Consider the following 13,912-nt stretch of genomic DNA (forward strand, 5'->3'; position numbering starts at 1 on the left):
CACGTCCGTCCGGATGGCTCGGGTCGGTCCGGACGTGATCCGACCGGCACGAGGTGCGCCGACGCTGGGGCACCCCTCGATCCGGTCGACCTGCACGAGCTCTCGGGGGAAGAGTTCGTGCACCAACGAGTCTACAGCCGTGTCCTCCTTTTCGAGGACACGAGTCCATGACGGGCCGTGGCCTACGGCGTCCGGCGTCCGCTGGTGTGCTTGACGGGGGTGGTCGGCGGCGGGCCGGAACGGCGGACCGCGGGGCGCACGGGCTCGCCGCGGCGATCCTGCCCGGGCACCGGGCGGGACCGGCGGCCGTAGATGAGCTCCGACGAGTCGAGCAGCCACGGCACGAGCGCCAGCGTGACGCCGTGCACGAGGAGCAGCTTCTGGCGGATCCGCCTGGCCTTGTGGTTGTGCAGCAGCGTCTCCCACCAGTGGCCGACGATGTAGACGGGCGTGTAGACCGTGATGATCTCGCTGCCGTGCTCCGCGCGACGGGACTTCAGGTACTTGATGAGCGGGAAGCTGATGTCGCGGTACGGCGAGGCGACGATGCGCAGCGGCATCTCGATCTCCATCTCGACCCACTGCCGCTCGAGGAGCTTGGTCGCCTCGTCGTCGACGGAGACGTGCACCGCCTCGATGCTGTCGTGGTTCGCGGCGATGGCGTAGTCGAGGGCCTTGAGGACCGGCTTCTGCATCCGGCCGACGAGCACGACCGCGTGGTCGCCCGTGGAGCCGAAGACGGTGACCGGGTCGACCTCGATCTCCTTCTCCACGTCGCGGTAGTAGCGGTTCACGCCGAGCATGAGGAGGAACAGCACCGGCATGATCGCGAAGACGAGCCAGGCCCCGTGCGTGAACTTGGTGATGGTGACGACGATGAGCACGAGCGCCGTGAGCAGCGCGCCGAACGCGTTGATGGCGAGCCCGCGGATCACCTCGCCGCGGTTCGCGCAGCCCTCGCGGAGCATGCGGGTCCAGTGCACGACCATGCCCGTCTGGCCGAGCGTGAACGACACGAAGACGCCGATGATGTAGAGCTGGATGAGCTGCGTGAGGTTGGCCTGGTAGACGACGAGGATGAGCGTCGCGCCGAGCGCCAGGAGCAGCATGCCGTTGCTGTAGACGAGGCGGTCGCCGCGCGTGAGCAGCGACTTGGGCGCGTAGGCGTCCTTGGCGAGCACGGAGCCGAGCAGCGGGAAGCCGTTGAACGCGGTGTTGGCGGCCAGCAGGAGCACGGCGGCGGTCGTGGCCTGCAGCAGGTAGAACATCACGCTGCCGTTGCCGAAGGTCGCTGCCGCGACCTGCGCCATGAGGCTCTTCTGCGGCTCGGTCGCGCACTCCGCCCAGCCCTGGAGGTCGCACGGGTGCTCGCCGTAGTGCACGCGCGCGATGAGGGCGAGGGTCGTGAGGCCCACGAACAGGACGATGGCGGTGCCGCCCATGATCACGAGGGTGGCCTGCGCGTTCTTGACCTTCGGGGTGCGGAACGCGGGCACGCCGTTGGAGATGGCCTCGACGCCCGTGAGCGCCGAGCAGCCGCTCGAGAACGCGCGGAGCAGCAGGAGGATGAAGGCGACCTGCGACAGGGTCGGCGTGTCCACCGTGTACCCCGCCGACTCGGCGACGGGCGGGTCGCCGAGCGCGGTGCGGGTGAGGCCCACGACGATCATCACGCCGACGCTCGCGATGAAGAGGTACGTCGGCACCGCGAACGCCTTGCTCGACTCGCGCACGCCGCGGAGGTTCACGGCCGCGAGGAGCGCGACGAAGAAGACAGCGATCTCGACGCGGAACGGCGCTATCTCCGGGATCGCGCTGATGATGTTGTCGACGCCCGAGGCCACCGACACCGCCACGGTGAGGATGTAGTCGACGAGGAGCGCGGACGCGACGACGAGGCCGGCCTTCTCGCCCAGGTTCTTGTGCGCGACCTCGTAGTCGCCGCCGCCCGACGGGTACGCCTTGATCAGCTGGCGGTAGCTGAGGACCACGACCACCAGCAGGATCACGACGCAGGCCGCGACCCACGGCGCGAAGCTGAGGAACGCGAGGCCGCCGAGCGTGAGGATGAGCAGCAGCTCCTGCGGGGCGTACGCCACCGAGCTGAGCGGGTCGCTCGCGAAGATGGGGAGCGCGAGGTGCTTGGGGAGCAGCTGGCCCTCGAGCTTGTCGCTGGCGAGCTTCTCGCCGATGAGCAGCCGCTTGGCGGGGCTGCTCTCGGGAGCCTGGGGGTCCGGAGTCACGAGCGGCCACGATACATGGCGACGCGCCCGGGACGCGACGGCGCTGGGCGCGGCCCGTGACCCCGCTGGATCCCCGTCGCCCCGCGGACTACCCGACCGTCGCGACCGGGCCGGTGGGGAGGGTGCCTGCGGGGTCCTCCGGGGCGGCGCCGCGCGTGCGACGGCGGGGTGCGCGGGTGGGCACGGGGAGGTCGAAGAGGGGAAGCGTGCGCTGCACGACGGGGCCGATCAGCAGCGCGAACGCGAGCGTCCCGACCCCCACGTTCCCGCCGAGCGCCCAGCCGATCGCGAGCACGACCAGCTCGATGCCGACGCGCACGCGCCACACCGGCCAGCCCGTGCGGCGGTGGATCCCGGTCATGAGGCCGTCGCGCGGGCCGGGACCGAAGTGCGCGCCGATGTAGAGGCCCGTCGCGACGCCGAGGAGCACGAGGCCGGCGGCGAAGAGCGGGACGCGGATCCAGAGGCTCTCGACGGCCGGCACCACGGCGAGCGCGACCTGCGCGCTGTAGCCGACGAAGACGACGTTGAGGACGGTGCCCCAGCCGGGGCGCTGGCGGATGGGGATCCAGAGCAGCAGCACGAGCGCGCCGATGATGTTGGTGGCGACGCCGAACGGGATGCCGGTCTTCAGCCCGAGGCCCTGGCTGAGCACGTCCCAGGGGGAGACGCCGATGGCGGCCTGGAGCATCATGCCGATGGCGAAGCCGTAGAGGAAGATGCCGATGGCGAACTGGACTGAGCGACGGAGCATGTGGGAGATCCAATCGCGGCCGGGGGTTGCGGGACAAGAGGCCAATCGACAGGCTGTGGCCTCATGACCCTCGCTGGATCCGCGCCCTCCGCCGTGCTCGGCCCGACCGCCCTCACGACGCTGCTGGGGGAGTGGGCGCGACCCGGGAGCCCGGCGTACCAGGCGCTCGCCGACGGGATCCGGCACCTCGTGCTCGACGGGCGCGTGCCCGTGGGCGCGCGCCTGCCCGCGGAACGCGAGCTCGCCGCCGCGCTCGGCCTCAGCCGCACCACCGTCGCGGCGGCGTACGCGGCGCTGCGCGGGACCGGCCACCTCGCGAGCCGCCGCGGCTCGGGCAGCGTGACGCGGATCCCCCGGAGCCCGCTCCGCGCGGAGGGCGGCGGCCGCGAGGTCGCGGACATGAGCCGCGCCGCCGTGCCCGCGGCGCCCGCGCTCGCCGAGGCCGCGATGCGCGCCGCCGCCCGGCTGCCCGCGCACCTCGAGGGGCACGGCTACGACGTCGAGGGGCTGCCGGAGCTGCGCGAGGCCATCGCCGCCCGCTACCGGGCGCGCGGCCTGCCGACCGAGGCCGACGACGTCATGGTCACCGTCGGCGCGCAGCACGCGATCGGCCTCCTCGCCTCCGTGCTCGTGCACCGCGGCGACCGCGCGCTCGTCGAGCAGCCGAGCTACCCCCACGCGATCCAGGCGCTGCGCGACGCCGGCGCGCGGCTCGTCGGGGCGGGCGTCGGCGCCGACGGCTGGGACGAGGACGTGCTCGAGCAGACGATCCGCCGCACCCGGCCCGCGCTGGCCTACCTCATGCCCGACTTCCACAACCCGACGGGCCGGACGATGCCCGAGGACCAGCGCGCGCGGATCGTGGCGCTCGCCGAGGCGCACGGCGTCACCGTGATCGCCGACGAGACGACGGCCGAGCTCGACATCGACAGGCCGACCGCGCATCCGCCGCTCGCCGTGCACGGGTCGCCGGGCGCGGTGGTCCTCGTCGGCTCGGTGGGCAAGACGGTGTGGGGCGGGCTCCGCGTCGGCTGGATCCGCGCCGGCCGGCCGCTCCTGCGCGACCTCGCCCGGGCGCGTTCGGCCCGCGACCTCGGCACGCCCGTGCTCGAGCAGCTGGTGGTGGCCGAGGTCCTGGGCGGGATGGACGGGATCCTCGCCGAGCGCGGCGCACGCCTGCGCGAGACGCGCGACCACGTCGAGGCGGAGCTCGCGCGACGGTTCCCCGGCTGGGAGGTCCCCCACGTCGACGGCGGGCTCGCGGTGTGGGTCGGGATCGGCGCGCCCGTGAGCACCGAGCTCGCGCTGGCCGCCCGGTCGCGCGGCCTGGCGATCACGGGCGGGAGCCGATTCGGGCACGACGGCGCGTTCGAGCGGTTCCTGCGGATCCCCGTCACGGCGACGCCGGCCGCCACCGACCGGGCGCTCGACATCCTCGAGGACGCGTGGCGCGGCCTCGCGCCCGAGGTCGGCCGGCCGGACGCCGGCCGCGAGCACGACGTCGTGGACCGGTCGGTCCTGGTCTGAGGATCGCCGCCCGGCCTTGGGGACGCGGCCGACGGCCAGGCGGCGCATCCCTCTACCGTCCAGGGGTCCGCGCGTCCCCCGAGGGCTGTCCGTCTCGACCTCCGCGTCGGCGAGCGACGTCCCCGCCGGGGTCGCGAGCCGATCGATCCGGAGGAACGAAATGCGCATCCGATCCACCACCGCACCCGCCCCGGCGGGTGCATCCGCCCCCCGTCCCCGCTCCCGTCGCGCGGTCGCCGCGCTGGCGCTCGCCGGCGGCCTGGCCTCGGCCGCCGTCCTCGCCGTGCCGGTCGCGGCCTCCGCGCAGGACGCGTCCGTCGTCGTCGCGTCCGCGTCCGCCGATCACGCCGCGGCCGTTGCGCACTGGACGCCCGCCGCCCGCGCGGCTGCCCTGGCCGCCGATGCGCCGTCGGTCGCCGGGTCGGCCTCCGCGTCGGGGTCCACGCGGTCCGCGACCCTCTCCGCATCGGACGACGCGAGCGCCGCGTCCGGCGCGCCGGTCCCGCACCCCGACGAGCCGTTCGTCGGCGTCCTCTTCTACGTCTCGGGCGGTCGGAACCACGCGTGCACCGCCAGCGTCGTGGACACCCCGAGCGGCGACACGATCGCGACGGCGGCCCACTGCCTCGCCGACCGTCGCACGGGCGCCGCGACAACGCTGGCCACCTTCATCCCCGGAGCCCAGGGCGCCTCGGCCCCGCACGGCATCTGGCCGGTGCGCGTCGCGGCGGTCTCCTCCGCGTGGACCGCGACCGGCCGCGCCTCGGACGACGCCGGGTTCGCGCGCGTGAGCGGCCCCGCCGGCGAGGTTCTCGCGGCCTCCGTGGGCGCCGCCGAGCCCGTGTTCGGATCCGCGCTCGTCCCGGCTACGGTACAGGCGCCGAACCTGGCCGTCCTCGGCTACCCGACCGCCGGATCCGCCACCGCGTCCCTCGAGGCGTGCGAGGGCCGCCCGCGGCACGACACCGGCGGCCAGACCTCGCTGCCGTGCACGCTGGGCACGGGTGCCGCCGGAGCCCCGGTGCTGACGTTCACCGGCGAGCAGCACGCGGTCGTCGCGCGGCCCTCCGCGGGACGCGGCGTGCTCCTCGCCCCGTGGGGTGCCGACGCCGAGCGCGCCTTCTCCTCGCTCCAGGGGCGGTAGCCGATCCCCGGGCAGCGGTCCGCCCGAGCCGGCGAGCGACGGTCTCGGACCGCTGCCTGGGGAATCCCCTTCGTGCACGAACGGGTACGACGGGCGCGAGCATACTGAACCGGTGACCATCGACCTGCCTCCCGTCAGCCGTTCCTACATCAGCCGCCCCTACCCGCTCGGCGCGACCGTCGTCGCCCGCGACGGAGGGCTGCCCAGCGGCCTGAACGTCGCCGTGTACTCCGAGACCGCCGAGGCCATCGAGGTCTGCGTCTTCGACGACGACGGCACCGAGTCCCGCACCCGCCTCTCCGAGCGCACCGGCCACGTGTTCCACGGCCTCGTCGAGGGCGCCGGCATCGGCACCCGCTACGGCCTCCGCGTCCACGGCGAGTGGGACCCCGCCCGCGGCCTCCGCCACAACCCCGCCAAGCTCCTGCTCGACCCGTACGCCATCGCGATCGAGGGACACCCCACCTGGGGCGAGGAGGTCTTCGCGCACACCTTCGCGGATCCGTCCGCCATCAACGAGGTCGACTCCGCCGCATCCATGCCCCGCTCCGTCGTGGCCGACCGCCGCTTCGACTGGGAGGACGACGAGGCCCCGCGCACCCCGCTCGACGAGACCGTCGTCTACGAGGTGCACGTGAAGGGCTTCACGCAGCAGCTCGAGTCGGTGCCCGAGGAGATCCGCGGCACCTACGCCGGCCTCGCGCACCCCAGCGCCATCGAGTACCTCACCGACCTCGGCGTCACGAGCGTCGAGCTCCTGCCCGTGCACCACTTCATGCAGGACTCGCACCTCGAGGAGAAGGGCCTCCGCAACTACTGGGGCTACAACTCCATCGGCTTCCTCGCGCCCTACTCCGACTACAGCTCCGCGGGCGACGGGGGCCAGCAGGTCGCCGAGTTCAAGGAGATGGTGAAGGCGCTGCACGCCGCGGGCCTCGAGGTGATCCTCGACGTGGTCTACAACCACACCGCCGAGGGCAACCACATGGGCCCGTCGCTGTCGCTCAAGGGCATCGACAACGCGTCCTACTACCGGCTCGTGGAGGGCGACGAGGCGTCGTACTTCGACACCACCGGCACCGGCAACAGCCTCAACGTCGGCCACCCGGCCGCGCTCGCGCTCATCATGGACTCGCTCCGCTACTGGGTCGAGGAGATGCACGTCGACGGCTTCCGCTTCGACCTCGCCACGACGCTCACGCGCCAGGACGGCGACGCCGAGCTGCACAGCGCGTTCCTCACCCTCATCCACCAGGACCCGGTGCTCGCCCCCGTGAAGATGATCGCGGAGCCGTGGGACACCGCCGGCTACCAGGTCGGCGGCTTCCCCGCGGACTGGTCGGAGTGGAACGGGAAGTTCCGCGACGACGTGCGCGACTTCTGGCACAGCGGGCAGAACGTGCTCGGCGCCCTGGCCCAGCGGATCACCGGCAGCCCGGACGTGTACGAGTCCGGCCGCCGCTCGCCGCTGTGCAGCGTGAACTTCATCACGGCGCACGACGGCTTCACGCTCGCCGACCTCACCTCGTACGACGAGAAGCACAACGAGGCCAACGGCGAGGACAACAACGACGGCGAGAGCGACAACCGCTCCTCCAACGCCGGCGTCGAGGGGCCGACGGACGACCCCGAGATCAACGCGATCCGCGACCGCCAGCGCCGCAACATGCTCGGCACGCTGCTGCTGTCGTCCGGCGTCCCGATGGTGCTCGGCGGCGACGAGATCGCGCGCACGCAGGGCGGCAACAACAACGCGTACTGCCAGGACGACGAGATCTCGTGGTTCGACTGGGCGAACGCGGACCGCGACCTGCAGGACTTCACGCGGAAGCTGATCCGCCTGCGCCGCGGCAACCGGGCGCTGCGTCCGATCTGGTTCCGCGGCGACGACGTCGAGGGCGCCGAGGAGGCCGTGCGCTTCATCCGGGCCGACGGCGCCACGCTGAACCCGGAGGACTGGACGGACCCGAACGCCTTCAGCATCGGCGTGATCATGAAGGGCAAGGACAGCGACGCGTTCTTCGTCGCGTTCAACGCGGCCGAGGGTCCGGTCGAGTTCCAGCTGCCCGAGGGCCTGGGCGTCTCGTGGCACCTCGCCATCTCCTCGGACTCCGAGCAGAACACGGACGAGGACGCGACGAGCATCCTCGTGCGCGACCGCTCGTTCACCGTGCTGCGGGCCGCGCGCTCCTAGCCGCCCCGCGAGATCGGCCGACGCGCCCCCGGGAGACCGGGGGCGCGTCGCCGCGTCCGGGGTCGGCGCCGGGCGGGCGTACCGTGGGGACGCCCCGTCTCCGCTCCCGGGGAGATCGGATCCCGTGTGACCTCATCGCCCGCCCCGCGGCCGCCGTCGACCCGGACGCTCGACCTCGAGGCCGCGATGCGCGCGAGCGTCGGCCTCCTCGTGCCGCTGGTCGTGCTGCTCGCGATCGACCGCCTCGACCTCGCGCTCTACGCGTCGTTCGGCGCCTTCACCGGGCTCTACGGGCGGAACGAGCGGTACCGGCTGCGGCTCGCGAGCGTCGGCGCCGGGGCCGCGATGATGCTCGTCGCGATCTCGACGGGCGTGCTGCTCTCGCTCCTCGACGCCCCGCTCGGGCTCGAGGCGGTGGGTCTCGCGATCGTGCTGGGCGGGGCGTCGCTCGTGTCGACGGCCATGAGCCTGGTGCCGCCGCATCCGCTGTTCCCCGTGTTCGGGCTCGTGGTGTGCGCGGCCGTGCCAGTGGATGCGGCGCAGGCGCGCGAGGCGCTCGTGACGGCGGTCGCGGCGATCCTGTTCTCCGCCGGCGTCTGCATGTCCGGCTGGCTGCTCCGCCGCTGGACGCCCGACGCGCACGCGCACCGCTTCCGCGCGCTGCCCCGGATCCCCGTGCGCGATGCCGGCGTGCATCGCGACCTCGCCGCGTGGACCGCCGTGGTCGCGAACGTCGTCGGCGCGCTCGTGGCGGGCGCGATCGCCGTGGCGCTCGGGCTCGGGCACCACTACTGGGCGGTCGTGACGCTCGTCGCGGTGCTGCCCGTGGTGCGCGGCCCGCTGTCGTTCACGCGCGTGGCGCACCGGGTGCTCGGGACGCTGGCCGGGTCGGTGGTGGCCGCGGGGATCCTCGCGCTGCACCTGCCGGCGCCCGCCGTGATCGCCGTCGCGGTCGCCTGCCAGTTCGCCGCCGAGATCGCGGTGGGGCGGCACTACGGGGTGGCGCTCGTCTTCATCACGCCGCTCGCGCTCGTGATGGGCGGCCTCGGTCGCACGCTGCCCGTGCTGCCGCTCGTGGCGGACCGGGTGGTCGACACGGTCGTCGGCGCCGCGGTGGGCGTGGTCGTGATCCTCGTGCTGCGCGCGCTGGCAGCGCGGCGTCAGCGGCCGGCGGCGGTGGGGACGGCGTAGCGGCGGACGACGCAGAGGATGCCGCCGGTCAGCGCGAGCGCCGCGACCGCGCCGGCGAGGAGCGCCCGCCGACCGAGCGCCTCGTGCTCGGGAGAGGTCGCGGTGCCGAGGTCGGGCGATGGCAGCTCGTCGACGAGGATGGCGCTCTGCCCCAGCGCGACGGCGCCCAGCAGCGCGGCGGCGGCGAGGATCGCGAAGCAGAGGACGGCACCCGCGACCAGCAGCCGGTCGCGGGAGCGATCGGGGCGGGCGGATGCGGCGGCCATGGCGCACGGGCCTAGGGGAGGACCGTGGTGCTCCAGCCGTAGATGCGGCCGTTCGCGCCGAACAGGTTCCATCCGTCGGCGCAGGTGACCGTCGCGGGGTCGATCTCCGGCGGCCACCAGGTGTCCTGGATGGTGGGCATCTGCAGGTCGGTGCAGCCGCCGGGGGCGGGGGCGGGCGTCGCGGTCTGGACGGCGACGATGCTGCCGGCCTTCGCCTCGGACTTGGTGCGGATGAGCGTGCCGTCCGCCGGGATCCACGTCGGCATCGCCGCGCCGAGCGCGGTCTGGGCGTCCGCCGTGGTCGCGTAGATCTCCGTGGTGGGCGACGTGAACTGCGCGCTGGCCCCGCATCCGGACAGGAGCGCCGCGCTCGCGACGGCGGCCAGGACGGTGAGGGTCGGTCGATGCATCCCCCTAGTGTGCCTCGTCAGCGACGGCGGCGGATCCGGATGGGCCCCTTGGCGGTGGAGGGATCGACGACCGAGCCCTTCTGGGTGATCTCCACCTCGCCCGCGTCGACGAGCCTCCGGGCTGCGCGGCGGGCGGGCTCCATGAGCTCGCGCCAGTCGTCGGGCGACTCCGCGCGCGCGGCCTCCGACGGGCAGATGGTGGCGCCGCCGGCGCGGTGCGCGAGGAGGTCGAGGATCCGCCGCTCGAGCCGCTCGTCGACGTCGCTGACACCGCGGCGACGGCACGCGTCGCTGCAGTAGCGCACCTCGTCCCAGTCGCGCTCCCACTTCCTCCGCCACTCGATGGTGCGGCCGCACGAGGCGCAGGTCTTGGGCTCGGGGACGCGCTCCTTCGTGCTCGATGCCCGGTGCGCCATCCCTCCAGCATGCTCCGCGGAGAGGGGCGTCGGCTGGATGCGGTGATCCGGTACTGAAAACCCGGCGCGAGCGGGGATTTCCCGACGCCGGGTGCGATACTTCCCCCACGGGGCGGGTTCCCGGTGCGGGCGATCAGCGGTCCGAGCGACCGCCGCACCCGCGGCCCGCGTCCCACAAGGAGCACCCCCTGCATCTCCTCTCCGTCTTCAGCCTCCGCAACCGGGCACTGATCGCGCTCATCACGATCGTCATCGGGGTGTTCGGCGGCATCGCGCTGACGACGCTCAAGCAGGAGCTCATCCCTTCGGTGTCGTTCCCGCAGCTCGCGGTCGTCACGGCGTACCCGGGCGCGTCGCCCGCGGTCGTGGACACCGACGTGTCGACGCCCATCGAGCGCGCGATCCAGGCGGTGCCCGGCCTCGAGTCCTCCACGGCGACCTCGCGCACCGACTCGTCCGTCATCTCCGCGTCGTTCACCTACGGGACCGACCTCGCGACGGCCGAGCAGAAGATCGACCAGGCCATCAACCGGATCCGCACCACGCTGCCCGACGGCATCGACCCCGTCGTGATCGCGGGCAGCATCGACGACCTGCCGGTGATCCAGATCGCCGTCACGAGCGACCTCAGCCCGCAGGACCTCACGGCCGCGCTCGAGCGCTCGACGCTCGGGGACATCCGGAAGCTCGCGGGCGTGCGCGACGCGAGCCTGCTGGGCACGGTCGGGCAGCGCGTGGTCATCACGCCGGATCCCGCCGAGGTGCAGGCCGCCGGCCTCACGAACCAGGCGATCCGCGACGCGCTCGACGCGAACGGCTCGCTCCTGCCCGCGGGATCCGTGACGGAGGACGGCACGACGCTGTCGGTGCAGTCGGGCACGCGCCTCGGATCCACCCAGGACCTCGCCTCGCTGCCGCTGCTGGGCGCGGCGGGCGGTCGCGCGCTCACGATCGGCGACGTCGCCACGGTCGAGCTCGGCCAGGATCCGACCACCGGCATCTCCCGCGTCGACGGCCAGCCGTCCCTCACCATCGCGGTGACGAAGACGCCCGCGGGCAACACGGTCGACGTCTCGCATCTCGTGACCCAGCTCCTGCCGCAGCTGTCGGACGACCTGGGGAGCGACACGAAGTTCACGGTCGTGTTCGACCAGGCGCCGTTCATCGAGCAGTCGATCTCGAGCCTCACCACGGAGGGCCTGCTCGGCCTCGTGTTCGCGGTGCTCGTGATCCTCGTGTTCCTGATGTCGATCCGGTCCACGATCGTGACCGCGATCTCGATCCCGGCGTCCGTGCTCATCACCTTCATCGGCATGCTCGCCTCGGGCTACACGCTGAACATCATCACCCTCGGCGCGCTGACGATCGCGGTCGGGCGCGTGGTGGACGACTCGATCGTGGTCATCGAGAACATCAAGCGGCACCTCTCCTTCACGCCCGACCGGCTCGACGCGATCCGCGCGGCCGTGCGCGAGGTCGCGGGCGCGGTCACCGCGTCGACCGCCACGACCGTCGCGGTGTTCCTGCCGATCGCGCTCGTGGGCGACATCACCGGCGAGCTGTTCCGGCCGTTCGCGCTGACCGTGACCATCGCGCTCGCCGCGTCCCTGTTCGTCTCGCTGACGATCGTGCCGGTGCTCGCGTACTGGTTCCTGCGGCCCGAGGGGGAGTCGCGTCGGTCGCGGAGGAAGGCGGCCGCCGCCGCGGCTGCGGAGAGCACGCGCACGGGAGCGCACGCCGCGGTCCGCGGATCCGTCGACGACCGCGGGCGATCGGGCCGGCGGGCCCGCGGATCGCACGCCGCCGACGGCCAGAGCGAGGGCCAGAGCGGCGGCGAGGGGATCGGCGCGCCCACGCGCCTCCAGCGCGGCTACCGGCCGATCCTCGCGTGGACGCTCAAGCACTCGGCCGTCACGCTGGTCCTCGCGATCCTCGTGCTCGGCGGCACGGTCGCGCTCATCCCGAGCATGAAGACCAACTTCCTCGGCGACAGCGGCCAGAACACGCTGACCGTGTCGCAGGAGCTGCCGAGCGACACCAGCCTCGAGGCGCAGGACACCGCGGCCACGAAGGTGGAGCAGGCGCTCATCGACGTCCAGGGCGTCGACACCGTGCAGACCTCGATCGGCTCGGACAGCACCTCGCTCACCTCGGCGTTCGGGGGCGGCGGCGGCATCACGTTCGCGCTCACCACCGACGCGGACGCCGACCAGGACGCCATCCGCGAGCGCGTGCGCACCGCGGTCGACGGCCTCACCGACGTGGGCGACGTGTCGCTGGCGGCGGCGTCGGGCGGGTTCTCCTCGAGCGACATCACGGTGGAGATCACCGCGAACGACTCCGACGACCTGAAGACCTCGGCCGACGCGGTCCTCGCGGCCGTCAAGGACATCCCGTCCATCGAGCAGGCCACGAGCAACCTCTCGGAGACGCAGCCGTACATCGCGGTGACCGTCGACCGGGCCAAGGCCGCGGCCGCCGGGCTCAGCGAGCAGGCCGTGGGCGGCATCGTCACGGCGAGCAGGCTGCCGGCCGCGGTCGGTCAGGTCGTGATCGACGAGAAGACGCTGTCCATCTACATCCAGGACCCGGACGCCGCGCAGAGCCTGCAGGGGCTGCGCGACTTCCGGATCCCCACCGCGCGCGGGTCCGTGCCGCTCAGCGACCTCGCGACCGTCGAGGTGGCCGACGGCCCCGCGACCGTCACGACCACGGGCGGCTTCCGCAGCGCGACCGTCAGCGCGACGCCCGGCAGCGACGACGTGGGCTTCGCCTCGTCGGAGGTGTCGCAGGCCGTCGCGGGCGTGCAGCTGCCGGCGGGCGCGCAGGCCTCGCTCGGCGGCGTCGCGTCGCAGCAGTCCGACGCGTTCGGGCAGCTCGGGCTCGCGGTGCTCGCGGCGATCCTGATCGTCTACATCATCATGGTGGCGACGTTCCGGAGCCTCATCCAGCCGCTCGTGCTCCTCGTCTCGGTGCCGTTCGCGGCGACGGGCGCGGTGCTCCTGCAGGTCGTGACGGGGATCCCGCTGGGCGTCGCGTCGATCATCGGCCTGCTGATGCTCGTGGGCATCGTGGTGACCAACGCGATCGTGCTCATCGACCTCGTGAACCAGTACCGGACGCGCGGCATGGCGCTCCGCGAGGCGATCCTGCAGGGCGCCGGTCGACGGCTCCGGCCCATCCTCATGACGGCGCTGGCGACGATCTTCGCGCTGCTGCCGCTCGCGATCGGGCTCACCGGGCACGGTGGGTTCATCTCGCAGCCGCTCGCGATCGTGGTGATCGGCGGCCTGCTGTCGTCGACCGTGCTGACGCTGCTGGTGCTGCCGTCGCTGTACTCGCTGGTGGAGCGCGCGGCGCTGCGGATCCGGGCGCGCGGTGAGCGGAAGCGGGCCGAGCGCGGGCTGCCGGCGGGCGGATCCGCGACGACGACCGAGGCCGGCGCCGCGGGCTGATCCGCGCCTCACGACCCCGCCCGGGGGCGCCGCGTGGCGCGCCCGGGCGGAGCGCCGCCCTGGTGCCCGGGGCGCGCGTCCGGTAGTGTGCTCCAGTCGGCTCTTGACACCGCTACCGGACCATCCATCCGGGCGGATGGATTTGTCAGTCAGGTGGGCCGGTTTCCCCCTCTCGTTCCGCAGAGGGGTACGTCACGCGATGACACGGCCCCCGGTCGACGACTGCCCGGGTTGAGAGCAGCTCTGCGCACCCTGATCCTGTAGCGCGCTGCTTCGAATGAGCATTGTCATGCACTCGAGCAGAACGAGGAA

At 73.2% G+C, this 13,912-nt stretch carries 10 protein-coding genes; 5 read left to right on the top strand and 5 right to left on the bottom strand.

The window, feature by feature from the left end; translation table 11 throughout:
• Positions 1-182 precede the first annotated feature (182 nt).
• Together KYT88_RS03770 and yczE are read right to left on the bottom strand one after the other, a co-directional pair.
• Positions 183-2,243 carry an APC family permease gene (locus tag KYT88_RS03770; RefSeq protein ID WP_043584977.1) on the bottom strand — a complete coding sequence of 687 codons (2,061 nt, stop codon included), beginning with the start codon at positions 2,241-2,243 and terminating at the stop codon, positions 183-185.
• A gap of 88 nt (positions 2,244-2,331) precedes the next feature.
• On the bottom strand, positions 2,332-2,997 hold the full coding sequence (yczE, locus tag KYT88_RS03775) for a membrane protein YczE (protein ID WP_043584975.1): 666 nt from the start codon (positions 2,995-2,997) through the stop codon (positions 2,332-2,334).
• Between the two features lie 63 nt (positions 2,998-3,060).
• Between yczE and yczR the strand changes: the two genes are divergently transcribed.
• The 4 genes from yczR to KYT88_RS03795 all read left to right on the top strand — a co-directional run bounded on the left by yczR (position 3,061) and on the right by KYT88_RS03795 (position 9,053).
• Positions 3,061-4,524, top strand: a complete 1,464-nt coding sequence (gene yczR / locus KYT88_RS03780) for a MocR-like transcription factor YczR (protein ID WP_237583771.1) — start codon at positions 3,061-3,063, stop codon at positions 4,522-4,524.
• A 160-nt stretch (positions 4,525-4,684) separates the two neighbouring features.
• Positions 4,685-5,668, top strand: a complete 984-nt coding sequence (locus KYT88_RS03785) for a trypsin-like serine peptidase (protein WP_237583772.1) — start codon at positions 4,685-4,687, stop codon at positions 5,666-5,668.
• A 112-nt stretch (positions 5,669-5,780) separates the two neighbouring features.
• Positions 5,781-7,862, top strand: a complete 2,082-nt coding sequence (gene glgX / locus KYT88_RS03790; RefSeq protein WP_119374160.1) for a glycogen debranching protein GlgX — start codon at positions 5,781-5,783, stop codon at positions 7,860-7,862.
• A 126-nt stretch (positions 7,863-7,988) separates the two neighbouring features.
• On the top strand, positions 7,989-9,053 hold the full coding sequence (locus tag KYT88_RS03795; protein ID WP_043584973.1) for an FUSC family protein: 1,065 nt from the start codon (positions 7,989-7,991) through the stop codon (positions 9,051-9,053).
• Here KYT88_RS03795 and KYT88_RS03800 read toward each other — a convergent pair.
• From KYT88_RS03800 to KYT88_RS03810, 3 genes are read right to left on the bottom strand one after another with little or no spacing between them, the layout of a single operon-like run.
• Positions 9,023-9,319, bottom strand: coding sequence for a hypothetical protein (locus KYT88_RS03800; RefSeq protein ID WP_043584971.1), 297 nt, complete (start codon positions 9,317-9,319; stop codon positions 9,023-9,025). The two genes, KYT88_RS03795 and KYT88_RS03800, sit on opposite strands and share 31 nt — an antisense overlap.
• An 11-nt stretch (positions 9,320-9,330) precedes the next feature.
• On the bottom strand, positions 9,331-9,729 hold the full coding sequence (locus tag KYT88_RS03805) for a hypothetical protein (protein ID WP_043584969.1): 399 nt from the start codon (positions 9,727-9,729) through the stop codon (positions 9,331-9,333).
• Between the two features lie 17 nt (positions 9,730-9,746).
• Complete coding sequence (locus tag KYT88_RS03810) at positions 9,747-10,145, bottom strand: DUF2256 and DUF3253 domain-containing protein (protein WP_043584968.1); 399 nt, start codon at positions 10,143-10,145, stop codon at positions 9,747-9,749.
• A 188-nt stretch (positions 10,146-10,333) separates the two neighbouring features.
• Between KYT88_RS03810 and KYT88_RS03815 the strand changes: the two genes are divergently transcribed.
• The gene (locus KYT88_RS03815) at positions 10,334-13,600 is read left to right on the top strand and encodes an efflux RND transporter permease subunit (protein WP_043585750.1); all 3,267 of its coding nucleotides are present in this window, start codon (positions 10,334-10,336) and stop codon (positions 13,598-13,600) included.
• Positions 13,601-13,912: the final 312 nt, after the last annotated feature.

The organism is Clavibacter sp. A6099 (assembly GCF_021919125.1).
GTDB lineage: Bacteria > Actinomycetota > Actinomycetes > Actinomycetales > Microbacteriaceae > Clavibacter > Clavibacter seminis.

Bases quoted from the DNA above. Each gene is read 5' to 3' on its own strand.
- KYT88_RS03785 (WP_237583772.1), top strand. From the start codon at position 4,685: ATGCGCATCCGATCCACCACCGCACCCGCCCCGGCGGGTGCATCCGCC.
- yczR (WP_237583771.1), top strand. From the start codon at position 3,061: ATGACCCTCGCTGGATCCGCGCCCTCCGCCGTGCTCGGCCCGACCGCC.
- yczE (WP_043584975.1), bottom strand. From the start codon at position 2,997: ATGCTCCGTCGCTCAGTCCAGTTCGCCATCGGCATCTTCCTCTACGGC.
- KYT88_RS03810 (WP_043584968.1), bottom strand. From the start codon at position 10,145: ATGGCGCACCGGGCATCGAGCACGAAGGAGCGCGTCCCCGAGCCCAAG.
- KYT88_RS03800 (WP_043584971.1), bottom strand. From the start codon at position 9,319: ATGGCCGCCGCATCCGCCCGCCCCGATCGCTCCCGCGACCGGCTGCTG.
- KYT88_RS03805 (WP_043584969.1), bottom strand. From the start codon at position 9,729: ATGCATCGACCGACCCTCACCGTCCTGGCCGCCGTCGCGAGCGCGGCG.